Below are 24617 nucleotides of genomic sequence, written 5' to 3'. Positions count from 1 at the left end.
CGCCGGTCGTCGAGTGTGGTGGAGCTGGGGGGATTTGAACCCCCGTCCGCAAGCCTTCTTCGCGCAGATCTACATGTTTAGCGGTCTGATTTGGGTCTCGCCACCGGTGTCGCGCAGTCGCACGCTACACCGGCCGCCAGTACCCTATTTTCTCGTCCCGACCCAAGGTACCCGGATCGGAGCCAGCCCATGTAGATTATCTTTGCAGCCGGGAGGCGTCAGATTGCTCTAGCGCCCCCTTGCCCAGCCCATCGGCCTGCTGTTGCAAAGCTCACCGGCAATTAAGCGGCGAGTGCGAAACGTTCGTCGTTTGCAGTTAGTTTGTTTGAATCTGTTTTACGAGCGCATTCAGCTCGACATGCCCCGCTGCGATTCCGAACCCGCGTCGAAACCAGTGCAGCCCCAAGCGACCCATTTTAGGCCTGTTTGAGCAACTGCAAGAGTTCGAGGGGCGAAGAAATGGCGGCGTCGGCGTCCCAGCGCGCCACTTCCGCCTGTTCGCCCATGTAGCCGTAAGTTGCGGCGACCGTTCGCATCCCGGCGGCCCGACCGGCCAGGATATCCCGCTCGTCGTCCCCGACGTAAAAGCAGGAAGTCGGCGGCACGCCGAGCTGACGCGCCGCTTCGAGCAAGGGCTCCGGATGGGGCTTGGCGTAAGGCGTCGTATCGCCGCTGACGATGGCTTTGGCGGTGGCGAACAGAGGCATCGAACGCGTGAGCGGGCCGGTGAATCGCACGGACTTGTTGGTGACGACGCCCCAGCGCAGGCCCCGCGCGCGGAGCGCCTCGATGAGTTCAGCCACGCCGTCGAAGACCTGGGTATTGCGAAGCATCCTGGCCTCGTAGTTGAGGAAGAACTCTTCGCGCAATGGTGCAAATTCGGGCGAATCGGGCTTGATGCCGAACGCCACACCCAGCATGCCGCGAGCGCCGGCACCGGCCATCGGCCGATAGCGCTCCAACGGAATGGAAGCGAGACCCCGTTCCGTGCGCATCTGGTCGGCCGCGGCACCAAGATCCGGGGCGCTGTCGATCAAGGTGCCGTCCAGGTCGAAAAGGACGGCTTGGGTATCGCTGCGCCCCGTCACTGACGCACCGCCGGCTTCTGGGTGGCAAACATGTAATTGACGGTGGTGTCATCGCTCAGCCAGTAGCGCCGCGTCACGGGGTTGTGCTCCATGCCGCGCGTATGGCGCAAGTCGAGGTTCGCGGCTCGGCAATGGGCGGCAAGCTCGCTGGGGCGGATCAGCTTCTGGTATTCGTGCGTGCCGCGCGGCAGCATCCCCAGCACGTACTCCGCCCCCACGATCGCGAAGAGGAAGGACTTGAGATTTCGATGAATGGTCGAGAAGAACACCCATCCGCCAGGCCTGACGAGGTCGGCACAGGCCTTCACGACCGACGCGGGTTGTGGTACGTGTTCGAGCATTTCCATGCAGGTCACGACATCGAAGCTTTCGGGCTGTTCGGCCGCCAGGGCCTCGACGCTGACCGACCGGTACTTCACGCCGCGCGTCCCGGCCTCCAGCGCATGCAGCTGCGCCACCTTGAGGGCCTTGTCGGCCAGGTCGATGCCCAGCACCTCGGCGCCCTTGCGCGCCATGGAGTCGGCGAGAATCCCGCCGCCGCAGCCGACATCAAGCACCTTGCGCGCCGCGATCGGCGCGATGCCGTCGATCCACTCCAGTCGCAGCGGATTAATTTCGTGCAGCGGGCGGAATTCACTTTCGAGATCCCACCAGCGGTGCGCCAGTTCGGAAAATTTGGCCAGTTCTGCTGGATCGGCATTCACGGTATCAGTCATCCAGCGATTATGAATCGACGGAATTGCGGACACACGCTCGCGAGGCCTTGCCCGCGTCGCGATCGACCATAAAAAAACCCCGCCGAGGCGGGGTTTCATTAGCGATTCTTGCGAATCACTTGTTGGGGCGGGTACCGACCACTTCGATTTCCACGCGACGGTTCTTGGCGCGGCCTTCGGCAGTGCGGTTGTCAGCGATAGGCTGGCTCTTGCCCTTGCCTTCGGTGTAGACGCGGTTCTTTTCGATGCCCTTCGAGACCAGATAGGCCTTGACGGCTTCAGCGCGGCGAACCGACAGCTTCTGGTTGTAGGCAACGGTACCGATCGAGTCGGTGTGACCGACAGCGATGATCACTTCGAGGTTCACGTCCTTGATCTTCGAGACCAGGTCGTCCAGCTTGGCGCGGCCTTCGGGCTTGAGAACGTACTTGTCAAAGTCGAAGAATGCGTCAGCTGCGAAGGTAACCTTCGAAGCGGCGACAGCCGGGGGCACAGGTGCCGGCGGGGTGGGGGCTGCTGCTACGGGCGGGGGCGGGGGAACCAGCGCGCCGTCGCAACCGGCGGCAGCCGTTGCGGGCGTCCAGTTGGCATCGCGCCAGCAGAGTTCGTTGGTGCCATTTTTCCAAACCAGTTCGCCGGTGCCGTTTTGCCAGTTGTCGATCACCGGACCGCCATTCGCTGCGGTGACACGGTTCTGCGCGCCGGCGGCAGTGGCGAGCGCAGCGACTGCAAACATCATCGCCACTTTATTCAGTTTCTTCATGGTTCTCCTCTTGGGGAAAAAGCCGCAGCCGCGCTGCGAATCAAGGACGCTTTAAGTGACCACCACCCAAAACGTTGAGGCGATTGTGCCATAGGGTCTTTGGCAAACAGCCCGGCGGGCACCCCTGAAGCGTAGGACGGAGGCGGAATACCGGCCTTGTGTTGCGGCGGTGCGACACCCCAGGCAGCGTAAAATTTCGCCTCCTTGCCGTCTGCCCGCCGCCCATGACCTCGTTCGCCAAAGAAACTCTACCCATCAGCCTCGAAGAGGAAATGCGTCGCAGCTATCTCGACTACGCCATGAGCGTGATCGTGGGACGCGCTCTCCCGGATGCCCGGGACGGCCTCAAACCGGTGCACCGGCGCGTGTTGTATGCGATGCACGAACTCAACAACGACTGGAACCGGCCCTACAAGAAGTCGGCCCGTATCGTCGGAGACGTCATCGGCAAGTACCACCCCCACGGCGACCAGTCGGTTTACGACACCATCGTGCGGATGGCGCAGAACTTCTCCATGCGCCACATGCTGGTGGATGGCCAAGGCAATTTCGGTTCGGTTGATGGCGATATGGCAGCCGCCATGCGCTATACCGAGATTCGCCTTGCCAAAATTGCGCATGAAATGCTGGCTGATATTGACAAGGAAACTGTCGATTTCGGCCCGAATTACGACGGCTCCGAAAAAGAGCCTTTGGTATTGCCGAGCAAGCTGCCGAATCTGCTGGTCAATGGCGCCGGTGGTATCGCGGTGGGCATGGCGACCAATATTCCGCCGCACAACCTGAACGAAGTTGTCGACGCCTGCCTGCACCTTCTGCGCCATCCGGAAGCCAGCATCGACGACTTGATGGAGATCGTGCCGGCACCCGATTTCCCCACGGCCGGGATCATCTACGGCATCAACGGCATCAAGGACGGCTACCGCACCGGCCGCGGCAAGGTCGTGATGCGCGCCAAGTGTCACTTCGAGGACATCGATCGCGGCCAGCGCCAGGCGATCATCGTCGACGAGCTCCCCTATCAGGTCAACAAGAAGACGCTCCAGGAGCGCATGGCCGAGCTGGTGCACGAGAAGAAGATCGAAGGCATCAGCCATATCCAGGACGAGTCCGACAAGTCGGGTATGCGCTTGGTCATCGAGCTCAAGCGTGGCGAAGTGCCCGAGGTCGTACTCAACAACCTCTACAAGCAGACGCAGCTACAGGACACCTTCGGCATCAACATGGTGGCCCTCGTGGACGGCCAGCCGAAGCTGTGCAACCTGAAGGACTTGATCGAGGTCTTCCTGCAGCACCGTCGCGAAGTCGTGACCCGCCGCACCGTGTTCAACCTGCGCAAGGCCCGCGAACGCGGCCACGTGCTGGAAGGCCTGGCCGTCGCCCTCGCCAATATCGACGAGTTCATCGCGATCATCCGCAATGCGCCGACGCCGCCGGTCGCCAAGGCCGAGCTGATGAGTCGCGCCTGGGACAGCAAGCTGGTGCGCGAGATGCTCACCCGCACCCGCGCCGACGGTGGCGTGATCAACGCCGACGACTACCGCCCGGATGGTCTCGAACGCGAATTCGGCATGAACACGAACGGCCTCTACAGGCTGTCGGACACGCAGGCTCAGGAAATCCTGCAGATGCGACTGCAGCGCCTGACGGGTCTGGAGCAAGACAAGATCGTCGCCGAGTACAAGGAAGTGATGGCCGAGATCGACGATCTGCTCGACATCCTGGCCAAGCCCGAACGCGTCTCGGTGATCATCGGCGACGAGCTCGCCACGATCAAACAGGAATTCGGCCAGACCAAGCTGGGCGTGCGCCGCAGCCAGGTCGAGCACAGCGCCTTCGACCTTTCCACGGAAGACTTGATCACGCCGACCGACATGGTCGTGACTCTCTCCCACAGCGGCTATATCAAGAGCCAGCCATTGGGCGAGTACCGGGCCCAGAAACGCGGCGGCCGCGGCAAGCAGGCCACGGCGACCAAAGAGGACGACTGGATCGACCAGCTCTTCATCGCGAACACGCACGACTACATCCTCTGCTTCTCGAATCGCGGTCGCCTCTATTGGCTCAAGGTCTGGGAAGTGCCCGCAGGGTCGCGCGGCTCCAGGGGTCGGCCGATCGTCAACATGTTCCCGCTCCAGGAGGGCGAGAAGATCAACGTCGTGCTGGCGCTGACCGGCGAGAAGCGTACCTTCCCCGCCAACCAGTATGTGTTCATGGCGACCTCGATGGGCACGGTCAAGAAGACCGCGCTCGACGAGTTCAGCAACCCGCGCAAGGCCGGCATCATCGCCGTGGATCTCGATCCGGGCGACTACCTGATCGGCGCAGCGCTGACCGACGGCGCACATGACGTGATGCTGTTCTCCGACGGCGGCAAGGCGGTCCGTTTTGACGAAAACGACGTGCGCCCCATGGGCCGCAACGCCCGCGGCGTGCGCGGCATGACGCTCGAGGACGGCCAGGGCGTGATCGCCATGCTCGTCGCCGAGGACGAGCAGCAAAGCGTCTTGACGGCCACGGAAAACGGTTACGGAAAAAGAACAAGCATTACCGAGTACACGCGTCATGGCCGGGGAACCAAAGGCATGATCGCTATTCAACAGAGTGAACGTAACGGCAAGGTGGTGGCCGCGACTCTCGTGCATGCCGACGACGAGATCATGCTCATTACCGACAAGGGTGTGCTCGTGCGCACACGGGTCGCCGAAATTCGCGAACTCGGTCGCGCGACGCAAGGCGTCACTCTGATCGGGCTCGACGAAGGTGCCAAGCTCAGCGGGCTGCAGCGTATCGTCGAGAACGACGCGAACGTCGAGAACGAGCCCGGCGCCGACGACACTTCCTCATCATCTTCAACGGAGAATCCTCAGTGAAAAAAATCAAACTCGCGCTCCTGACGGTCGCGCTCGCCGGCAGTTCGCTGGCCATGGCCCAGGACAAGGCCGCGCTCATCAAGCAGTTCGTCGATCTGCAGAAGCCCGGCATCGAATCGCTGGCGCGCGGTCTGGTCGAGCAGTCGAGCGCCCCTATCGCCCAGGCAGGCTCGCAGTACCTACAGACGCAGGTTCCCGCCGAGAAGCGTGAAGCAGCAGCCAAGGCGGCCGACGCCGAACTCAAGAAGTACTTCGATGAGGCCTATCCCATCGTGCGCGACAAGGCCGTGCAACTCGCGCCGGGCGCCCTGACGCCCATCATGGAACAGAACTTCAGCGAAGAAGAAATGCGCCAGCTGCTGGCGTGGATCAACTCGCCGCTGAGCAAGAAGTACCAGGAGATGAATCCCAAGCTGCAGACCGCTTTGACGGAAAAGCTGGTTGCCGAAACGCGTGCCTCGATCGAACCCAAGATGGTCGCTCTCGACAGCAGCGTCGCCAAGGCGCTGGGCGCTCCGGTGGGTGGCGCAGCAGGAGCCAAGGCAGCGCCCGCCAAGGCGCCCGCCAAGAAGTGACGCAGCCAGCGGGTCCGCGCCCGTACAACTTCTCCGCCGGTCCGGCTGCGATGCCGGAGGCGGTGCTACAGCGTGCCGCCGCCGAGATGCTGGACTGGGAAGGCAGCGGCATGAGCGTGATGGAGATGAGCCATCGCGGCAAGGAGTTCGGCGCGATCTGCAGGCAGGCCGAAACCGACATCCGCGATCTCCTCGCGGTGCCGGAACAGTTCCACATCCTCTTCATGCAAGGGGGCGGGCTGGGCGAAAACGCGATCGTTCCGATGAACCTGTCGCGCGGTACCAGCGCGGATTTCGTGGTCACGGGCAGTTGGAGCGCCAAGTCGCAGAAGGAAGCGCAGCGCTACTGCAAGGTGAACATCGTGGCGACCAATGCTGCGGAGCAGCACACGCGCCTGCCCGACCCGTCGACCTGGAAGCTTTCGAACGATGCGTCGTACGTGCATATCTGCAGCAACGAGACGATCAACGGCGTCGAATTTCAGGCACTGCCCGACCTTGCAGCCCTCGGCAGCAAGGCCCCCTTGGTCATGGACTTCTCGTCCCACGTGGCTTCGCGGCCGGTGGATTGGCGCCGCGTCGGGCTCGCTTTCGGCGGAGCCCAGAAGAACCTGGGTCCGGCCGGCCTCACGATCGTGATCGTGCGGGATGACCTGCTCGGCCATGCACTCGGGATCTGCCCCAGCGCTTTCAACTACAAGACGGTCGCCGACAACCAGTCGATGTACAACACGCCCCCCACGTGGGGCATCTACATCGCCGGGCTGACCTTCCAGTGGCTGCGTCAGCAGACCGAGGGCGCGCTCACCGGTGTCGGTGCCATGGAAGCGCGCAACATCGCGAAGGCACGCCTCCTGTACGACTTCATCGACGGGTCCGGCTTCTATGACAACAGGGTCGACGCCGCCTGCCGATCGCGCATGAACGTGCCCTTCTTCCTGCGCGACGAAAGCCGCAACGACGCGTTCCTCGCAGGCGCGCGCGAAGCGGGCCTGCTGCAGCTCAAGGGCCACAAGTCCGTCGGCGGCATGCGCGCCAGCATTTACAACGCCATGCCGCTGACCGGAGTGCAGGCGCTCGTGTCCTACATGCGAGAATTCGAACGGTCGCATGCCTAGACGCTGCGCACCTCAACGATGACCGCACCCGCCCCCCAGCCCTCCACCCCTGACATCTCCTCCAGCCTTGCCGATCTGCGAGTGCAGATCGACTCGCTCGACCAGCAACTTCTCGATCTCCTGAACCGGCGCGCGCATGTCGCCGAGCAGGTCGGCGAGGTCAAGAAGCGCGAAGGCACGCCCTTCTTCCGCCCAGATCGGGTCGCGCAAGTCATCGAAAAGATGCAGCAGAGCAACGGCGGTCCGCTCAAGGACCTGCACGTGGCGGCCATCTGGCGAGAGATCATGTCGGCCTGCCTCGCGCTGGAGTCGCCCCAGCGGGTGGCCGTGCTGGGCCCCGAAGGCACGTTCTGCGAACAGGCCGCCGTCGAGTACTTCGGCGGCGCCGCCGACCTCATCTACTGCGCGAGCTTCGACGAAGTCTTCCACGCTACCGCCGCAGGGAGTGCTCAATACGGCGTGGTCGGCGTCGAGAATTCCACCGAGGGCGTCGTCACCCGCTCGCTCGACCTGTTCCTGCACTCGCCCACTCACGTCGTCGGCGAAGTCAGCTTGCTGGTGCGGCATCATTTGCTGCGCACCAGCAATGAACTCGAAGGCATCGAGGCGGTCCTCGCCCATCCACAAGCGCTCGCCCAGTGCCAGACCTGGCTTTCCAAGCATCTCCCGCACGCGGAACGCCGTGCAGTCTCCAGCAATGCCGAAGGCGCCCGGCTCGCAGCCGGCAATCCCGCCTGGGCCGCGCTCGCTAGCGAACGCGCCGCCACGCGCTTCGGACTGCACATCGTGGCGCATGCGATCCAGGACGACTCGTACAACCGCACCCGCTTTGCCGTCATTTGCCTGCCGCAGACCCTCGCGATGCCACCCTCGTCCGGCAAGGACTGCACCAGCCTCGTCGTGTCGGTGCCCAATCGCCCCGGCGCGGTCCATGACCTGCTGGTGCCGCTCAAGAACAACAACGTCTCGATGACCCGCTTCGAGTCGCGCCCCGCGCGCACTGGCCAGTGGGAGTACTACTTCTACATCGACCTGGACGGGCATCCCTCGCAGCCCAACGTGGCTGCCGCGCTGGCCGAACTGCGCAAGCTTTGCGCGTTCTACAAGGTCATCGGCGCCTATCCCGTCACCGCCTGAGGCCCAGCGATGTTCGAACAGTTGGGTCTGATCGGCTGCGGATTGATGGGCGGATCTTTCGCCCTGGCACTCAAGCGCGCCCGTCTGGTCAAGCGCGTGGTCGGCTACAGCAAGTCGCCTTCCACCACCGAGCGCGCCAAGCAGTTGGGCGTGATCGACGTGGCCGCGCCTTCGGCCCTGCTCGCGGTGTCGGGGGCCGATCTGGTCCTGATCGCCGTGCCGGTCGGCGCCTCCGAACAGACATTCAAGGCGATCCGCCACGGCATCACCGAGCAGATGCTGGTGATGGACGTGGGATCGACCAAGGGCGACGTGATCGAGGCCGCGCGCCGCGGACTGCAGGACCAGCTCGGTGCATTTGTTCCGGCGCATCCCATCGCCGGCAAGGAAGTCGCCGGTGTCGAGCATGCCGATGCCGGCCTCTACACCGGACGCCAGGTGGTGCTCACGCCGATCAAGGCCACGTTGCGCTCCAACGTCCAGCGGGCCACGCAGGTCTGGACCGGCATCGGCGCCAAGGTGGTGACGATGACCTACGAGGCGCATGACAGCGCCTTCGCCGCCGTCAGCCACTTGCCCCACCTGCTCGCCTTCGCTTTCACCAATGCCATTGCCGCGCAGCCACAGGGCGAACGCTTCCTGGAGCTGGCCGGCCCCGGCTTTCGCGACTTCACGCGCATCGCGGCCAGCGATCCGGCCATGTGGCGCGACGTCCTGCTCGCCAATCGCGAACAAGTGCTGCTCCAGTCGCAGGCGTTTCGCGACGCACTGACGCAACTTGAAGCCATGGTGGCGTCGGGCAATGCGCAAGCTCTCGAGGACGCCATCGCCGCGGCGAGCCGCACTCGTGCGCAATGGCAGCCGGGCGCGGCGGCTTCGCCCGACTGACGATGTTCTCGACCCCCTTCCTCGATATTCCGCCGCTCGCAGCGGCAGCCGGCACCGTCCGCCTGCCAGGCTCCAAGAGCATCTCCAACCGAGTGCTGCTGTTGGCGGCGCTCGCCAGCGGCACGACGACGGTGCGCGATCTGCTCGACTCGGACGACACACGGGTCATGCTGGATGCGCTGGCCGCGCTCGGCTGCGGCATCGACCGGTCCGACAACACCCTGCGCATCGAAGGGCTCGGCGGCAAGCTCCGCACACCTGAGGCCTCGCTGTTCCTGGGCAACGCCGGTACGGCGATGCGCCCGCTTACCGCCGCACTGGCGCTTCTGGGAGGCGATTTCGAACTGCGCGGCGTGCCTCGCATGCACGAGCGTCCGATCGGTGACCTCGTCGATGCGCTGACCCAGCTTGGCTGCCACATCGACTATCTCGGCAACCCGGGCTATCCCCCACTGCGGATTCATCCCGTCGCGCTCGATTCGCTCCAACTCGATGCACCGATCCGCGTACGCGGTGATGTGTCCAGCCAGTTCTTGACCGCGCTGCTGCTGGCCCTGCCTCTCGCGGCACGCCGGGACATCGTGATCGAGGTGGTCGGCGAACTCATATCCAAGCCTTACATCGAGATCACGCTCAACCTGCTCGCGCGCTTCGGCATCGTCGTGAAGCGGGATGGCTGGCAGCGATTCACAATTCCGGCGGGCAGCGAGTACCGCTCGCCCGGAGAGATTCACGTCGAGGCCGACGCGTCGTCGGCGAGCTACTTCATCGCGTTCGGCGCCATTGCCCACGGTTCGGGAATCCGGATCGAAGGCGTCGGCGCCGACTCGATCCAGGGCGACATCCGCTTCGTCGAGGCCGCCCGCCAAATGGGCGCCCGCGTCGAAAGCGGACCGAACTGGCTCGAGATTTCGCGGGGGATATGGCCGCTCAAATCGATCGACATCGACGCGAATCACATTCCCGACGCAGCCATGACCCTGGCCGTGATGGCGCTCTACGCGGACGGCCCCAGCACCCTGCGCAACATCGCGAGCTGGCGCGTGAAGGAAACCGATCGCATCGATGCCATGGCGAACGAGTTGCGCAAGCTCGGTGCCACGGTCGAGGACGGCCCGGACTTCATCCGCGTTCATCCGCTGGCCCCGGCGGATTGGCGCGCAGCAAGCATCCGCACCTACGACGACCACCGGGTGGCGATGTGCTTCTCGCTGGCAGCGTTCAATCCGGCCGGCGTGGCGGTGCGCATTCTGGATCCGCACTGCGTCGCCAAGACCTTCCCCGACTACTTCGAAACCTTGTTCTCGGTGGCCAGTGCCGTCGAAGTGCCGGTGATCTGCATTGACGGCCCGACCGCGTCCGGCAAGGGGACGCTCACCGTCGAAGTGGCACGCCGCCTCGGATACCACTACCTGGACTCGGGTTCGCTCTACCGCGTCACCGGCCTTGCCATGCGTCGCAGCGGCCTGGATGCCACCGCCGAGCACGAGGCCCGGATCGCCGAACTCGCCCGTACCTTGCCCTTGGGCTTCAGTGAAGGCAGCGTCCTGCTGGCCGGCGAAGACGTGAGCGACGCGATCCGCAGCGAGGCCGCCGGCATGGATGCCTCCCGCGTATCGGCGCTGCCCGCCGTTCGCACCGCCTTGCTGGCGCTGCAAAGAAGCTTCCGTCGCCTGCCGGGCCTGGTGGCCGATGGCCGCGACATGGGCACGGTGGTCTTTCCCGACGCCAAGCTCAAGGTTTTCCTCACCGCCAGCGCCGCTCACCGGGCCGAACGGCGCTATAAGCAATTGATTTCAAAGGGTATTTCGACTACAATTGATACCCTTCGCGCCGACCTGGAAGCGCGTGACCTCCGGGATTCGTCCCGCAGCGTCGCGCCACTCAAGCCGGCGCCTGACGCCCGCCTCCTGGACAACTCCTTCCTTTCGGTCGAGCAATCGGTCGAACAGGTGCTGGACTGGTGGCAGCAAGTACAGCCTTTCGAGTCTTCTTGATCGGCGTTTCGGTCCAGCAGGTCCCCGCCGCGCGACAGCGCACCGGCCTGCTGGTTGTTCAACCTCAACCGGGCCCCAAGCCCAAACAACCGCCGTCTCCAGATACAAGTCAGCCGCAATGGTGCGTCTGCAAACCCTGCGTGACGGAAGGAAAACACAATGTCTGAATCTTTTGCCGACCTATTCGAAGAATCCCTGAAGCGTTCCGAAATGCGCACCGGCGAGGTCATCACCGCCGAAGTCGTGCGTGTCGAACACAACCACGTCGTGGTCAACGCAGGCCTCAAGTCCGAAGCCTACGTGCCGATCGAAGAGTTCAAGAACGACAAGGGCGAGCTCGAAGTCCAGGCCGGCGATTTCGTTTCCGTTGCCATCGGCAGCGTTGAAAACGGCTACGGCGACACCATCCTCTCGCGCGACACCGCCAAGCGTCTGGCTTCGTGGCTCGCGCTCGAGAAGGCCCTCGAATCCGGCGACTTCGTCACCGGCACGACGAGCGGCAAGGTCAAGGGCGGTCTCACCGTCCTGGTCAACGGCATCCGCGCATTCCTGCCGGGTTCGCTGATCGACACGCGTCCCATCAAGGACCTGACCCCCTACGAGAACAAGACCCTCGAATTCAAGGTCATCAAGCTCGACCGCAAGCGCAACAACGTGGTGCTCTCGCGCCGCGCCGTGGTCGAAGCCAGCATGGGCGAAGAACGCGCCAAGCTGATGGAAACCCTGAAGGAAGGCGCAGTCGTGCGCGGCGTCGTCAAGAACATCACCGAATACGGTGCGTTCGTCGACCTCGGCGGCATCGACGGTCTGCTGCACATCACCGACATGGCATGGCGCCGTGTTCGCCACCCGAGCGAAGTGGTTCAGGCTGGCCAGGAAATCACCGCCAAGATCCTCAAGTTCGACACTGAGAAGAACCGTGTCTCGCTGGGTCTCAAGCAAATGGGCGACGACCCGTGGATGGGCGTTTCGCGCCGCTACCCACAGTCGACCCGCCTGTTCGGCAAGGTCACGAACATCGCCGACTACGGCGCGTTCGTCGAACTCGAACCCGGCATCGAAGGCCTGGTGCACGTCTCCGAAATGGACTGGACCAACAAGAACATCGCTCCGAACAAGATCGTCTCGCTGGGCGATGAAGTCGAAGTCATGGTCCTCGAAATCGACGAAGACAAGCGCCGCATCAGCCTGGGCATGAAGCAGTGCAAGGCAAACCCGTGGCAAGAGTTCGCGCAGAACACCAAGCGCGGCGACCGCGTCAAGGGCCCGATCAAGTCGATCACCGACTTCGGCGTGTTCGTGGGTCTGGCTGCCGGCATCGACGGCCTGGTTCACCTGTCCGACCTCTCGTGGAACGAAGCCGGCGAAACCGCCGTTCGCAACTACAAGAAGGGCCAAGAAGTCGAAGCGATCGTGCTGGCCGTCGACGTCGACCGCGAGCGCATCAGCCTCGGCATCAAGCAGCTCGATAGCGATCCGTTCACGACGTTCACGACCGTGAACGACAAGGGCCAGATCGTCACCGGCAAGGTCAAGACTGTGGACGCCCGCGGCGCTGAAATCGACCTCGGCGAAGACATCATCGGCTACCTGCGCGCCAGCGAAATCTCCCGCGACCGCGTGGAAGATGCACGCAACGTGCTCAAGGAAGGCGACGAAGTCACGGCCGTGGTGGTCAATGTGGATCGCAAGACCCGCAACATCCAGCTGTCGATCAAGCAGAAGGACATGGTCGACGAACAAGGCGCCATGGCCAGCCTGAGCCAGCAGTCGGCACGCGAAAACGCGGGCACGACCAGCCTCGGCGCCCTGCTACGCGCAAAGCTGGACAACAGCGACAAGTAAGCTGCGTCCGGGGACAGAGTGGGCGCATGCTCCGCTCTGTCCTTTTTTTTCGTCTCCGTTTTTTCTTGCCATGACCCGCTCCGACCTTGTCGAAGAACTCGCAGCGCGCTTCGCGCAGCTGACACACCGCGATGCCGAATACGCCGTCAAGACCATTCTTGACGCGATGAGCGACGCGCTGGTGCGCGGGCACCGGATCGAGATCCGTGGATTCGGAAGTTTCACCGTGAACCGGCGCCCTCCGCGCATCGGGCGCAATCCGCGCTCAGGCGAGAGCGTGCAGATTCCGGAGAAGCGTGTGCCGCACTTCAAGCCGGGCAAGGCCCTGCGCGAAGCGGTCGATGCACGAACCGTCGAGCTCGACGCCGCGAAACAGAAACGCGGCTGAGGCGATTGGGGTCCGCGACAGGCGGGCATAGAATTCCCCCGCCAACGGGGACGCGCATGAAATACCTCCTGTGGCTGCTTAAGGCAGCCATTTTTTTTACCCTCTTCGCCTTCGCGCTGAACAACCAGCACGACGCCACTGTCTACTTCTTCTTCGGCACCTCCTGGCGCGCCCCGCTCGTGCTCGTGGTCCTCGCAGCCTTTGCGGGCGGACTCGTGGTCGGCGCCCTCGGCATGCTGCCGGGCTGGTGGAAGCATCGCAGCGCGGCAGCCCAGTTGCCCACCACCCCGACGCCGACCGGAACCACCGCCACGACGCCCGCCCAGCCTGTCGTCACCACCGACCTACCCGCCGTACGCCAACATGGACTTTGATCTCAGCTGGTTGCTCCTCGGCCTTCCTATCGCCTTCGTCCTCGGCTGGCTCGCATCGCGCTTCGACCTCCGGCAACTGAAGATCGAGAACCGCCAAGCCCCGAAGGCCTATTTCCGCGGGCTCAACTTCCTGCTGAACGAGCAGCAGGACCAGGCCATCGACGCCTTCATCGAAGCGGTGCAGAACGACCCCGACACGCAGGAACTGCACTTCGCGCTCGGCAACCTGTTCCGCCGCCGTGGTGAATACCAGCGCGCCGTGCGCGTGCACGAACATCTGCTGGGGCGCGGCGACCTGAGCCGCGCCGACCGCGACCGCGCGCAGCACGCACTGGCGCAGGACTTCCTGCGCGCCGGTCTGCTCGATCGCGCGGAAGCCGCACTGCAAAAGCTCGAGGGCACGCGCTACGAGAACGAGGCCAGGCTGTCGCTGCTCGCCATCTACGAGCGTTCGCGCGAATGGGCCCAAGCCGCCGCGGTAGCGCAGAAGCTCGACGAATCCGAGCAGGCCAGCTACAGCGCGCGCCGGGCCCACCATCTCTGCGAACAGGCCACCGAACGCGTGGCAGCGGGCGATCTCGATGCCGCAGCGGTATCGCTGCGGGAAGCCGTGGCGCTGGCACCGCACGCGCCACGGCCGGCCATCGAGACAGCCACCCTTCAGTTGCGAAACGGCGATTCCGCCGCCGCCTTCGACACGCTCGAAGCGCTCAGCGAGAACGCGCCACTGGCGCTGCCGCTCTACGCCGCCATGCTGCAACAGGCTGCCGTCGCTTCGCAGCGTTCCGGCGAAGCGCTGGCTCTGCTGCAACGCCGGTACGTCGCATCCCCCTCGATCGACGTGCTTGAAGCGATCATCGCGCTGGGTGGCACGCCGGCCTTGCCCGACGACGCGCAATCCACGGCAGACGTCATGCTGGAGCCGCGCGACGGGTACATCGCTCATCTCGCGCACCACCCCTCCCTGGTGGCCGCATCGCGCTGGCTCAGCGGCGAGCGCTTCGAGCACGAGCAGTTTCATCCGCAGGTGCAGCGCTCGCTCGACCAGGCCACCCGACCGCTCATGCGCTATCGCTGCGCTGCATGCGGCTTCGAGGCCCATCAGTATTTCTGGCATTGCCCGGGCTGCCAGGCCTGGGACAGCTACCCTCCCCGAAGAGTCGAGGAACTCTGACCGCGTCCGGCAAGTTGGCCAGCTTGCACGCGACGGCGTCGCCGCTATCATTTTCGGCGCCAGTGCGCACGAGGCGCCTGGTGGAACGCTCCGGCGTTTCTCACAAAACAATGTCAGGGAGTTTGTATGCTGAAAAAGATCGTGGCCATCACGGCCATGTTGTTTGCTGTCGCATCCTGGGCGGCCGTCGATGCCAACAAGGCGTCGGACGCGGAGCTCGATTCGCTCAGGGGCGTCGGGCCCGCGCTCTCCAAGCGCATCGTCGAGGCGCGCAAGCAAGGTGAGTTCAAGGACTGGCCCGACTTCATGAGCCGCGTGAAGGGCGTGAAGGAAAAAGCCGCGACCAAGCTGTCGGCCGAGGGCCTCACGGTCAACGGCCAGAGCTTTGGCAATGCGCCCGCAACGGCCAAGGTCGCCAGGAACGAGTCGAGGAAGGCCGACAAGCCCGCCGTCAAGCCTTAAGCCCGCATATTGCGCGGTGCGCCGCGCTGATTCGAAGGCCGCCCCACGGGCGGCCTTTTCGCTTCGATCGCATGCGATTCGGGCCTGGGCCATGGCAGGGAAATGCCCGAGCGATGGCCCGATATTTGCACGTATGCTCCCCGTCGCCTTTTTACTTTCGCACGTTCTGGAGAGCCCATGAATCACAAGTTCGGCATTGCAATCGTTGGCCTGACCCTCGGCGCAGCCGCCTTCGCGCAGGCCAAGTGGGACCTGCCCACCGCCTATCCCGCCACCAACTACCACACCGAGAACATCGCGCAGTTCGCGAAAGATGTCGATGCGGCAACGGCCGGCAAGCTGAAGGTCACGGTGCATGCCAACGCCTCGCTCTTCAAGGCTCCCGAGATCAAGCGTGCCGTGCAGAGCGGCCAGGCCCAGGCCGGCGAGATCCTCCTGGCCAACTTTGCCAACGAGAACCCGATTTACGCGCTCGATGGCGTGCCGTTTCTGGCAACCACCTATCCTGAAGCGAAGAAGCTCTACGACGCTTCGAAGCCCGCCATGGAGAAGCTGCTCGCAGCCCAAGGGATCAAGGTCCTGTTCATGGTCCCGTGGGCCCCACAGGGCATCTATTCGAAGAAAGAGATCGGCTCGGTGGCCGACCTGCGCGGCATCAAGTGGCGCGCGTACAGCCCGGCGACGGCCAAGATCGCTGAACTGATCGGCGCGCAGCCGGTGCAGATCCAGCAGGCCGAACTCAGCGCCGCGATGGCGACCGGAGTGATCGAAAGCTACATGAGCTCCGGCTCCACCGGCTATGACACCAAGACCTACGAAAGCATCAAGAACTTCTACGACACGCAGGCGTGGATCCCGAAGAACGCGGTGCTCGTGAACCTCAAGGCGTTCGACGCGCTCGACCCCGCCACGAAGGCTGCCGTCACCAAGGCCGCTGCCGACGCAGAGGCACGCGGCTGGAAAGTCGCGCAAGAGAAGAACGACGAGTACAAGCGCCTCCTCGCCGAGCGAGGCATGAAGATCCACAAGCCCTCGCCCAAGCTCGACGCCGACATGCGCCAGGTCGGTGGGATCATGCAGGCCGACTGGCTGAAGGCCGCCGGCGCGGATGGCGCAGCCATCGTCGACGCCTTCAAGAAGAAGTAATCGATGCGCCGCTTCCTCGACCGTCTCTATGACGGCGCGGGTGCGCTCGCCGCGTTCTGCGTGTTCCTGATCTTCGTGCTCATGATCGTCGCGGGCGTCGGCCGGCAGGTGAACTGGCACGTGAGCGGGCTCAACGACGTGGTGGCCTGGCTCTGTGCCGCGGCTGCGTTCTTCGCGATGGCCCACGCCTTCCGGCACGGTGACTTCGTCCGCGTGACGCTGCTGCTCGACGTCGTTTCGCCCAAGCTTCGGCGTGCGCTCGACGTCACCTGCCTTCTGATTGCCGCGATCGCCGTGACCTACCTCGCCTACTCGGCCACCAGCTTCACCTGGGAGAGTTACGAGTTCGCGGAGATGGCTACCGGCCTCGTCGTCATTCCGATCTGGATTCCGCAATCGACCTTCGTGCTGGGCTGTTGGCTACTGCTGATCGCGATGATCGACGAGCTCGTGGGCGTCGTGCGCGGCGAGAAGCCCAGCTACCAGCGCGCAGTCGAAGAGCGCCACGCCGCAGGCGATTTTTCCTCCGACGTCTAGAAGGCAAGCAATGCTCGAAACCCTTTTGATGGGCGCGCTGCTGCTCGCCATCATGCTCGTGCTGCTGGCCGGCGGTGTCTGGATCGCGATGACCCTGGCCATCGTCGGCTGGGTCGGCCAGGCCTTCTTCACCAACACGCTGCCGGCCAAGAACCTTTTTTCTTCCTTTTGGGAATCGAACGCTTCCTGGGAGCTGGCCGCGCTGCCGCTCTTCATCTGGATGGGCGAGATCCTGTTTCGCACCAAGCTGAGCGAAGAAATGTTCGAGGGCCTGCGTCCCTGGCTCAACCGCGTGCCCGGGCGGCTGATGCACACCACGATCCTCGGCTGCGGCGTGTTCGGCTCGGTGTCCGGATCGTCCGCCGCGACTTGCGCCACCATCGCGAAAGTCGCGCTGCCTGAACTTGTGCGCCGCGGCTACAACGAGAAGCTCGCCATCGGCTCGCTCGCCACCGCCGGCACGCTGGGCATCCTGATCCCCCCTTCGATCACGATGGTGGTCTACGCGGTGGCGGCCGATGCGTCGATCATCCGCATCTTCCTGGCAGGCTTCCTGCCAGGGCTGCTGTTGATGGTGCTGTTCTCGGGGTACATCGGGTGGTGGAGCCTGCGCCATCCCGACCAGGTGCCACCGGCCGATCCGCCGACCAGCTTCATGGAGAAGATCCGCCTGTCGGGCAACCTGATCCCCTGTGCACTGTTGATCATCTTCATCGTCTGGGTGCTGGTCGCAGGTTGGGCCACGGCCACGGAATGCGCGGCCTTCGGCGTGCTGGGCTCCCTGGCCATCGCGGCCTGGGGCAAGAGCCTCACGTGGCGGAACTTCAAGGACGGGATCATGGGCGCCACGCGCACCAGCTGCATGATCATGTTCATCCTGGCTGGCGCCGCCTTCCTGACCAAGACCATGGCCTTCACCGGCATCCCGCGCGAACTGGCCGAGTGGGTCGACAGCATGCACCTTTCGCCCTACGCGCTGATCGGTGCGCTCGTCGTGGTGTACCTCGTGCTCGGCACGGCGCTCGACGGCATCTCGATGATCGTTTTGACCAGCGCGGTGGTGCTTCCGATGATCCAGAAGGCCGGCTTCGACCTGGTGTGGTTCGGCATCTTCATCGTGCTGCTGGTCGAGATCGCAGAGGTCACACCGCCGGTCGGCTTCAACCTTTTCGTGCTGCAGAACATGACGGGCAAGGACAGCAACGTGATCGCCAAGGCGGCGATTCCTTTCTTCTTCTGCCTGGTGCTCTGCATCGTCTGCATCACGGTGTTCCCGAGCATCGTGACAATCCTGCCCGACGTGGTGATGGGCGCAGAGAAGTAGCAGGCGTCCGGCTGAAGATAATCGTCTGATGCTGTTGAATGTCGTCGTCATTTGCGTCTCCGCCTGCATCGGTGCACTGCTGCGCTGGGGATTCGCGATGTGGCTCAACCCGGGCGGCCTGTTGCCATGGGGAACGCTCGCGGTGAACCTCATCGGCGGCTATCTTGTCGGCCTCGCGATCGCAGGATTCACCGCATTGCCCGACATCGATCCCGCATGGCGCCTCATCGTGGTCACCGGCTTCCTGGGCTCGCTGACCACCTTCTCCAGCTTCTCGGCCGAAGTCGTCGGCATGATCGTGGGCGGACGTCCCGGCCTCGCGCTCGGCACCGTGGCCCTGCATCTGGGCGGCTCGCTTCTGCTGACGTGGCTGGGCTTCCGGACGGTGCAGCACTTCATCGGCTGAACGAGTTCGGTGCAATGGTCGGTCGATAGAATCGATCGCAATGCCCCTCGTATTTCTCGTCGCGCTTCCCTTCATTGCCAGCGTGCTCGCGGCTCTGCTGCCGTCGAACGCGCGCAACCGGGAATCGACACTGGCGGGGTTGGTTGCACTGGGCTGCGCAGTCCAGGCCGCATGGTTTTTTCCGCAGGTCGCCCATGGCAACGTGATCCGGCAGGAGATCGAGTGGCTGCCTGCGCTTGGCCTCGATCTCTCATTCCGCATGGACGGCTTCGCATGGTTGTTCTGCATGCTGGTGCTGGGCATCGGCGCGCTGGTGGTGCTCTATGCGCGCTACTACATGTCGGCGTCGGATCCGGTGCCGCGCTTCTTCTCGTTCCTTCTCGCATTCATGGGCGCGATGATGGGCGTGGCGCTCTCGGGCAACCTGGTGCAGATGGTGTTGTTCTGGGAGCTCACCAGCCTGTTTTCTTTTCTGCTGATCGGCTACTGGCACCACCGGCGCGATGCGCGGCGCGGCGCCAGCATGGCGCTCGCTGTCACCGGCGCGGGTGGCCTGTGCCTGCTGGCGGGCGTGCTCGTGCTGGGCCGCATCGTCGGCACCTACGAACTCGACGTCGTGCTGGCCTCGGGCGACCTGATCCGCGCGCATCGGCTCTACCCTGTCGTGCTGGTGCTGGTGCTGCTCGGCGCCTTTACCAAGAGTGCGCAGTTCCCCTTCCATTTCTGGCTCCCACGCGCCATGGCCGCGCCCACACCGGTGTCGGCCTACCTGCATTCGGCCACGATGGTGAAGCTCGGCGTGTTTCTGATGGCGCGCCTGTGGCCCGTGCTCTCCGGCACCGAGCAGTGGTTCTGGATGGTGGGCGGCGCCGGCGCCATCACCTTGCTGCTCGGCGGCTACGTGGCGATGTTCCAGCGCGACCTCAAGGCGCTGCTCGCCTACTCGACCATCTCGCATCTCGGGCTCATCACCTTGCTGCTCGGGCTCAACAGTCCGCTGGCGGCCGTCGCTGCGGTGTTCCACATCATGAACCACGCGACCTTCAAGGCATCGCTCTTCATGGCGGCGGGCATCATCGACCATGAAAGCGGCACGCGCGACATCCGCAAGCTCAGTGGGCTGCTCAAGCTGATGCCGATCACCGGCACGCTGGCCATCATCGCGAGCGCGTCGATGGCGGGCGTGCCGCTGCTCAACGGCTTCCTGTCCAAGGAGATGTTCTTCGCCGAGACCGTCTTCATCCAGTCGACACCCTGGGTCAATAGAAGCCTGCCTGTCATCGCGACGATTGCGGGCATCTTCAGCGTCGCGTATTCGGCGCGCTTCGTGTTCGACGTGTTCTTCGGCCCACCGTGCGCCCCCCCTGACGTGCCGAAGCAGCCGCACGAGCCGCCGCACTGGATGCGCGTGCCGGTGGAACTGCTCGTGTTGATCTGCCTGGTGGTCGGCGTGGCGCCGGCGTGGTCGGTGGGCGCGTTCCTCGCCACGGCCGCGACGCCGGTCGTCGGCGGCGAGTTGCCGGTGTACAGCCTGGCGGTGTGGCACGGCTTCAACCTGCCGCTGCTGATGAGCCTCGTTGCGCTGGCGGGCGGGGCAGCGCTCTATCTGCTGCAACGCCGAGGTCGCGAGCGCGGCGCGCTCGAATCCACGCCCCTCATGCACGGCCTCGACGGCCAGCGCATTTTCGAGAACGCTCTCGCGCGGCTTAGCGAAGCCGGTCGCCGCAGCCGTCGCCTGCTCGGCACGCGGCGCCTGCAGACGCAATTGCTGCTGCTCGTCGCGGTCGCGCTGGCGGGCGCGGGTGCATCGCTCTGGTTCACGCCAGCCGCGCGCGGCTCCCGCGAGTTGCTCCCCTTCTCGCCGATGTTCGCGATGACCTGGCTCATCGGCTGCGTCTGCGCCGTCAGCGCGGCATGGCAGGCCAAGTTCCACCGCCTCGCTTCGCTGATGCTGGCGTCCGCCGCCGGACTGGTGTGCTGCATCACCTACATCTGGTTCTCGGCGCCCGACCTCGCGCTCACGCAGCTGGTGGTGGAGGCAGTGACGACGGTACTGATCCTGCTCGGACTCCGCTGGCTCCCGATGCGCACCGCCAAGCCGGAACCGATCCGAGCGATGCTGCGGCCCTGGGGCCGGCGCGGGCGCGACCTGATCGTCGCCATCGCGGCCGGCGCCGGCATGGCCGCGATCGCGTGGACGGTGATGACGCGACCCTTCCCGCAGAGCATCTCTCCTTTCTTCCTGGACAACGCCCTGTCCCTGGGCGGCGGAACCAACGTGGTCAACGTCATGCTGGTCGACTTCCGCGGCTTCGACACCTTGGGCGAGATCACCGTGCTCGGTGTCGTCGCGCTCACGGTGTATGCGCTGCTGCGACGCTTCCGCCCGGCGCCCGAATCGATGGCGCTGCCGCCACAGCAACGCGTGCAGCCCGATGACGGCAGCAGCGACTTGCTCAATCCGCGCCGCGCCAAGGACACCGCCGTGGGCTATCTCATGGTGCCTGCCGTGCTGGTCCGGCTGCTGCTGCCGCTGTCGGTGCTGGTGTCGGTCTATTTCTTCATGCGCGGCCACAACCAGCCAGGGGGCGGCTTCGTCGCCGGGCTCGTGATGTCGGTGGCGCTGGTACTCCAGTTCATCGTCTCGGGCACCGAGTGGGTCGAGGAGCACCTGCGCATCTATCCGCGACGCTGGATCGCGGTCGGGCTGATGCTCGCGCTTGCCACGGGCGGCGGCGCGGTGGTGCTCGGCTACCCCTTCCTCACGACGCACACGGCGCACCTGCATCTGCCGCGGCTCGGCGAGGTGCACGTGCCCAGCGCGCTGTTCTTCGACATGGGCGTGTTCGCGCTGGTCCTCGGCGCGACCATGCTGATCCTTACGTCGCTGGCCCACCAGTCGATCCGCAGCCATCGCTGGGTCGACGAGCAGGCCGAAAAAGAAGCCGCGCGTATCGCGGCCGAAACGGAGGGCGCGGCCTGATGGAAATCGTCCTTGCCATCGCTATCGGCGTACTCACCGGTTCTGGCGTGTTCCTGTTGCTGCGTCCGCGTACCTTCCAGGTGATCATGGGCCTGACGCTGATCTCCTACGCGGTCAATCTTTTCATCTTTAGCATGGGCCGTCTCAAAATCGACAGCGAGCCGGTGCTGATTCCCGGCTTCACGGCCACGCTGGCCAATACGGCAGATCCGATGCCTCAGGCGCTGGTGCTCACGGCGATCGTGATCGGCTTCGCGATGACGGCACTGTTCCTGGTCGTGCTGCTGGCCTCGCGCGGTCTCACCGGCACCGACCACGTGGACGGCGAGGAACGGCGGGGGCAGCAGGAATGATGACCCAGCTCTTCCGCCTGCTCGACCAGCTGCTCGACTTCAGCATGCCGCACCTGATCGCCGTGCCGATCCTGGTGCCGATGCTGACGGCCGCGTTGATGCTGATGCTCGGCGAGCAGCGCCGCCGTACCAAGTCGGCCCTGAGCGTGGCGTCGGGCCTCATCGGCCTTCTCGCCGCGCTCGCGCTGCTGCGCTGGGTCAATGCCGCGGACACCGGCAGCGGGCCCGGCTCGATCGGGGTCTACCTGCCCGGCAACTGGCGTGCGCCCTTCGGCATCGTGCTGGTGGCCGACCGGCTGTCGACGATGATGGTCGCGCTCACCGGTGTGGTGGCATTTGCGGCATCCATCTATTCGACTTCGCGCTGGGACCGGGCGGGCGTGCATTTCCACCCGCTGCTGCAACTCCAGCTCATGGGCCTCAACGGCGCCTTCCTGACCGGCGACCTGTTCAACTTGTTCGTCTTCTTCGAGGTGATGCTGGCCGCGTCCTATGGCTTGCTGCTGCACGGCTCCGGGCGCTTGCGCGTGCAGGCCGGCCTGCACTACCTGGTGATCAACCTGGCCGCGTCGTCGCTGTTCCTGATCGGCGCCGCGCTGCTCTACGGTGTGACCGGCACGCTCAACATGGCCGACCTCGGAGTGCGCATCGCGCAACTCGCACCGGCCGATCGTGGACTGGTGCACGCCGCCGCCGCCATCCTCGCGACAGCCTTCTTCGCCAAGGCCGGGGCGTGGCCACTCAACTTCTGGCTGGTGCCGGCCTACAGCGCCGCCGTGTCGCCGGTAGGCGCCGTCTTCGCGCTGCTGACCAAGCTGGGCATCTACACCGTGCTTCGCCTGTGGACCGTCCTCTTCGCGCCCGACACCGGCGCTTCCGCGCAATTCGGCCAGGGTGTACTGGTCACGGTAGGGCTCGCTACGCTGTTCGTCGGCGCGCTCGGCATCCTCGGGACGCAGCGGCTCTCGAACCTTGCCGGCTTCAGTGTGCTGGTCTCGGCCGGTACCTTGCTGGCGGCCATAGGGTTCGGCCAGCCGGCCATGTGGGCCGGAGCGCTCTACTACCTGCTGAGTTCGACACTGGCGGCAAGCGCCTTCTTCCTGTTGATCGACATGATCGAGCGCTGGCGCAACGCCGGCTTGAGCATTGCCCCGCACGAGGCGGCGGGCGGTGCGCCCTTCCTGTCGGAAGACCTCAGCCGGCTGGACGACGTGAACCTCGACGACGACGCGCAAGCCCTCTACGGACGCGCCATACCTGCCGGAGTGGCATTTCTCGGCCTCAGCTTCGTCGGCTGCACGCTGTTGCTCACGGGCCTGCCGCCGCTGTCCGGCTTCGTCGGCAAGTTCGCGATGTTGTCGGGCATGTTCGGCGCCGAACGCATCACACCGGCCGCCTGGACCTTCCTGGCGCTGCTGCTCGTTTCGGGCTTCTTCACGCTGCTCGCCCTGGGACGCACCGGGATTCGTCATTTCTGGACACAGGTGCACGCCACCATGCCAGCGCTCCCTGCGCTCGAAGTGCTCCCGGTTGCTGCGCTGCTGGCAGCCTGCTTCGCGCTGACCTGGGAAGCAGGGCCCGTGATGCAGCATGCCATCGCCACCGCGGAGGGCCTGCACTCGCCGACCGCCTACCGCAACGCCGTACTGGGCGCCCGGCAGGTGCCCAGCCCTGCTGCGAAACCGGAGGCTGCGAAATGAAGCGCTGGATCCCCTCCCCGCCGTTGTCGCTGGGCCTCTTCGTGGTCTGGCTGCTGCTGAACCAGTCGATGGATGCGGCCACGCTCCTGCTCGCCGCCATCCTTGCCTTCGCGGTGCCGCTCCTGACCCAGTCCCTGCGTCCCGCCACGGCGAAGATGCGCCGGCCGGGCCTCGCGCTGCGACTCTCCGGCGTGATCGTCTTCGACTTGGTGCATTCGGCGCTGACGGTGGCTCGCCTGCTGCTCACGCGGCGTAGCGCCCGGATGGAGCCGCACTTCGTGCGCGTGCCACTGGAGATGCGCGACCCCAACGCGCTGGCGGTGCTCGCGATGATTCTCTGCCTCACACCCGGCACCGCATGGGGCGAGATTTCGTTCGACCGTTCGAGCCTGCTGATCCACGTGTTCAACGAGGACGACGAGCAGGCCTTCATCGCCATGATCAAGTCGCGCTACGAGCGCCCGCTGATGGAGATTTTCGAATCATGACGCCAGTTCTCTTCTGGGCGCTCAAGCTCGCGCTGTTCCTGCTGGCGGTGGCGATGCTGTGCGCCGTCGCGCGCCTGCTCATCGGCCCCACCGCCCAGGACCGCGTGATGGCGCTGGACTGTCTCTACATCAACGGCATGCTGATGATGCTGGTCCTCGGCATCGTGTACGCGAGCAACGTCTACTTCGAAGCCGCGATGCTGATTGCGCTGTTCGGCTTCGTCGGCTCGACCGCCCTGGCGAAATTCCTGCTGCGGGGCGAGGTGATCGAATGATCCAGGG

Annotated in this window: 23 protein-coding genes and 1 other RNA gene; 20 read left to right on the top strand and 4 right to left on the bottom strand. The window is 64.8% G+C overall.

Features of this window, described 5'->3' with window-relative positions:
• Positions 1-16: 16 nt before the first annotated feature.
• The 4 genes from ssrA to ompA all read right to left on the bottom strand — a co-directional run bounded on the left by ssrA (position 17) and on the right by ompA (position 2567).
• Positions 17-404: a transfer-messenger RNA gene (gene ssrA / locus QTI24_RS08790) on the bottom strand.
• Between the two features lie 12 nt (positions 405-416).
• Positions 417-1088, bottom strand: coding sequence for a phosphoglycolate phosphatase (gene gph / locus QTI24_RS08785; RefSeq protein ID WP_286599787.1), 672 nt, complete (start codon positions 1086-1088; stop codon positions 417-419).
• Positions 1085-1804, bottom strand: a complete 720-nt coding sequence (ubiG, locus tag QTI24_RS08780) for a bifunctional 2-polyprenyl-6-hydroxyphenol methylase/3-demethylubiquinol 3-O-methyltransferase UbiG (RefSeq protein ID WP_286600079.1) — start codon at positions 1802-1804, stop codon at positions 1085-1087. Before ubiG ends, gph begins: the two co-directional genes overlap by 4 nt.
• A gap of 115 nt (positions 1805-1919) precedes the next feature.
• Entirely contained in the window at positions 1920-2567 is a 648-nt protein-coding gene (gene ompA / locus QTI24_RS08775) for an outer membrane protein OmpA (protein WP_286599786.1), read from the bottom strand.
• A 224-nt stretch (positions 2568-2791) separates the two neighbouring features.
• On the opposite strand from ompA, the gene gyrA reads away from it, so the two are divergent.
• The 20 genes from gyrA to QTI24_RS08675 all read left to right on the top strand — a co-directional run bounded on the left by gyrA (position 2792) and on the right by QTI24_RS08675 (position 24610).
• Positions 2792-5440, top strand: a complete 2649-nt coding sequence (gene gyrA / locus QTI24_RS08770) for a DNA gyrase subunit A (protein ID WP_286599785.1) — start codon at positions 2792-2794, stop codon at positions 5438-5440.
• Entirely contained in the window at positions 5437-6015 is a 579-nt protein-coding gene (locus tag QTI24_RS08765; protein WP_286599784.1) for a DUF2059 domain-containing protein, read from the top strand. The genes gyrA and QTI24_RS08765 overlap by 4 nt, the downstream gene beginning before the upstream one ends.
• The gene (gene serC, locus QTI24_RS08760) at positions 6012-7133 is read left to right on the top strand and encodes a 3-phosphoserine/phosphohydroxythreonine transaminase (protein WP_286599782.1); all 1122 of its coding nucleotides are present in this window, start codon (positions 6012-6014) and stop codon (positions 7131-7133) included. Before QTI24_RS08765 ends, serC begins: the two co-directional genes overlap by 4 nt.
• An 18-nt stretch (positions 7134-7151) precedes the next feature.
• Positions 7152-8270 (top strand): prephenate dehydratase, encoded by a 1119-nt coding sequence (gene pheA, locus QTI24_RS08755; RefSeq protein WP_286599781.1) that lies wholly within the window; start codon positions 7152-7154, stop codon positions 8268-8270.
• A 9-nt stretch (positions 8271-8279) separates the two neighbouring features.
• The gene (locus QTI24_RS08750) at positions 8280-9158 is read left to right on the top strand and encodes a prephenate dehydrogenase (RefSeq protein ID WP_286599780.1); all 879 of its coding nucleotides are present in this window, start codon (positions 8280-8282) and stop codon (positions 9156-9158) included.
• Between the two features lie 2 nt (positions 9159-9160).
• Positions 9161-11155 carry a bifunctional 3-phosphoshikimate 1-carboxyvinyltransferase/cytidylate kinase gene (locus tag QTI24_RS08745; RefSeq protein WP_286599779.1) on the top strand — a complete coding sequence of 665 codons (1995 nt, stop codon included), beginning with the start codon at positions 9161-9163 and terminating at the stop codon, positions 11153-11155.
• A gap of 159 nt (positions 11156-11314) precedes the next feature.
• Positions 11315-13000 (top strand): 30S ribosomal protein S1, encoded by a 1686-nt coding sequence (gene rpsA / locus QTI24_RS08740; protein ID WP_286599777.1) that lies wholly within the window; start codon positions 11315-11317, stop codon positions 12998-13000.
• Positions 13001-13070: 70 nt separating this feature from the next.
• Positions 13071-13388, top strand: a complete 318-nt coding sequence (locus QTI24_RS08735) for an integration host factor subunit beta (RefSeq protein WP_286567171.1) — start codon at positions 13071-13073, stop codon at positions 13386-13388.
• A gap of 56 nt (positions 13389-13444) precedes the next feature.
• Positions 13445-13762 carry a LapA family protein gene (locus QTI24_RS08730; protein ID WP_286599775.1) on the top strand — a complete coding sequence of 106 codons (318 nt, stop codon included), beginning with the start codon at positions 13445-13447 and terminating at the stop codon, positions 13760-13762.
• Positions 13752-14936: a lipopolysaccharide assembly protein LapB gene (lapB, locus tag QTI24_RS08725; RefSeq protein ID WP_286599774.1), complete on the top strand. Its 1185-nt coding sequence runs from the start codon at positions 13752-13754 to the stop codon at positions 14934-14936. Before QTI24_RS08730 ends, lapB begins: the two co-directional genes overlap by 11 nt.
• Positions 14937-15062: 126 nt before the next feature.
• Positions 15063-15398, top strand: coding sequence for a ComEA family DNA-binding protein (locus tag QTI24_RS08720; RefSeq protein ID WP_286599772.1), 336 nt, complete (start codon positions 15063-15065; stop codon positions 15396-15398).
• Positions 15399-15575: 177 nt separating this feature from the next.
• Positions 15576-16544 (top strand): TRAP transporter substrate-binding protein, encoded by a 969-nt coding sequence (locus tag QTI24_RS08715; RefSeq protein ID WP_286599771.1) that lies wholly within the window; start codon positions 15576-15578, stop codon positions 16542-16544.
• A 3-nt stretch (positions 16545-16547) separates the two neighbouring features.
• On the top strand, positions 16548-17081 hold the full coding sequence (locus QTI24_RS08710; protein ID WP_286599769.1) for a TRAP transporter small permease: 534 nt from the start codon (positions 16548-16550) through the stop codon (positions 17079-17081).
• A 10-nt stretch (positions 17082-17091) separates the two neighbouring features.
• Positions 17092-18405, top strand: coding sequence for a TRAP transporter large permease (locus QTI24_RS08705; protein ID WP_286599767.1), 1314 nt, complete (start codon positions 17092-17094; stop codon positions 18403-18405).
• 28 nt (positions 18406-18433) lie between these two features.
• Positions 18434-18811 carry a fluoride efflux transporter CrcB gene (crcB, locus tag QTI24_RS08700; protein ID WP_286599765.1) on the top strand — a complete coding sequence of 126 codons (378 nt, stop codon included), beginning with the start codon at positions 18434-18436 and terminating at the stop codon, positions 18809-18811.
• Between the two features lie 40 nt (positions 18812-18851).
• Positions 18852-21794, top strand: a complete 2943-nt coding sequence (locus tag QTI24_RS08695; RefSeq protein ID WP_286599763.1) for a monovalent cation/H+ antiporter subunit A — start codon at positions 18852-18854, stop codon at positions 21792-21794.
• On the top strand, positions 21794-22147 hold the full coding sequence (locus tag QTI24_RS08690; RefSeq protein WP_286599762.1) for a Na+/H+ antiporter subunit C: 354 nt from the start codon (positions 21794-21796) through the stop codon (positions 22145-22147). Before QTI24_RS08695 ends, QTI24_RS08690 begins: the two co-directional genes overlap by 1 nt.
• The gene (locus tag QTI24_RS08685) at positions 22144-23847 is read left to right on the top strand and encodes a monovalent cation/H+ antiporter subunit D (protein WP_503011226.1); all 1704 of its coding nucleotides are present in this window, start codon (positions 22144-22146) and stop codon (positions 23845-23847) included. Before QTI24_RS08690 ends, QTI24_RS08685 begins: the two co-directional genes overlap by 4 nt.
• A complete protein-coding gene (locus tag QTI24_RS08680; RefSeq protein WP_286599759.1) occupies positions 23844-24335 on the top strand; it encodes a Na+/H+ antiporter subunit E in 492 nt (163 codons plus the stop codon). Before QTI24_RS08685 ends, QTI24_RS08680 begins: the two co-directional genes overlap by 4 nt.
• Positions 24332-24610, top strand: coding sequence for a K+/H+ antiporter subunit F (locus QTI24_RS08675; protein ID WP_286567182.1), 279 nt, complete (start codon positions 24332-24334; stop codon positions 24608-24610). Before QTI24_RS08680 ends, QTI24_RS08675 begins: the two co-directional genes overlap by 4 nt.
• Positions 24611-24617: the final 7 nt, after the last annotated feature.

Origin of the sequence: Variovorax sp. J22P240 (genome assembly GCF_030316855.1) — a bacterium.
GTDB lineage: Bacteria > Pseudomonadota > Gammaproteobacteria > Burkholderiales > Burkholderiaceae_C > Variovorax.
The sequence above is the reverse complement of the archived record's forward strand: the minus strand, read 5'-3'. Positions and strand labels throughout refer to the sequence as shown.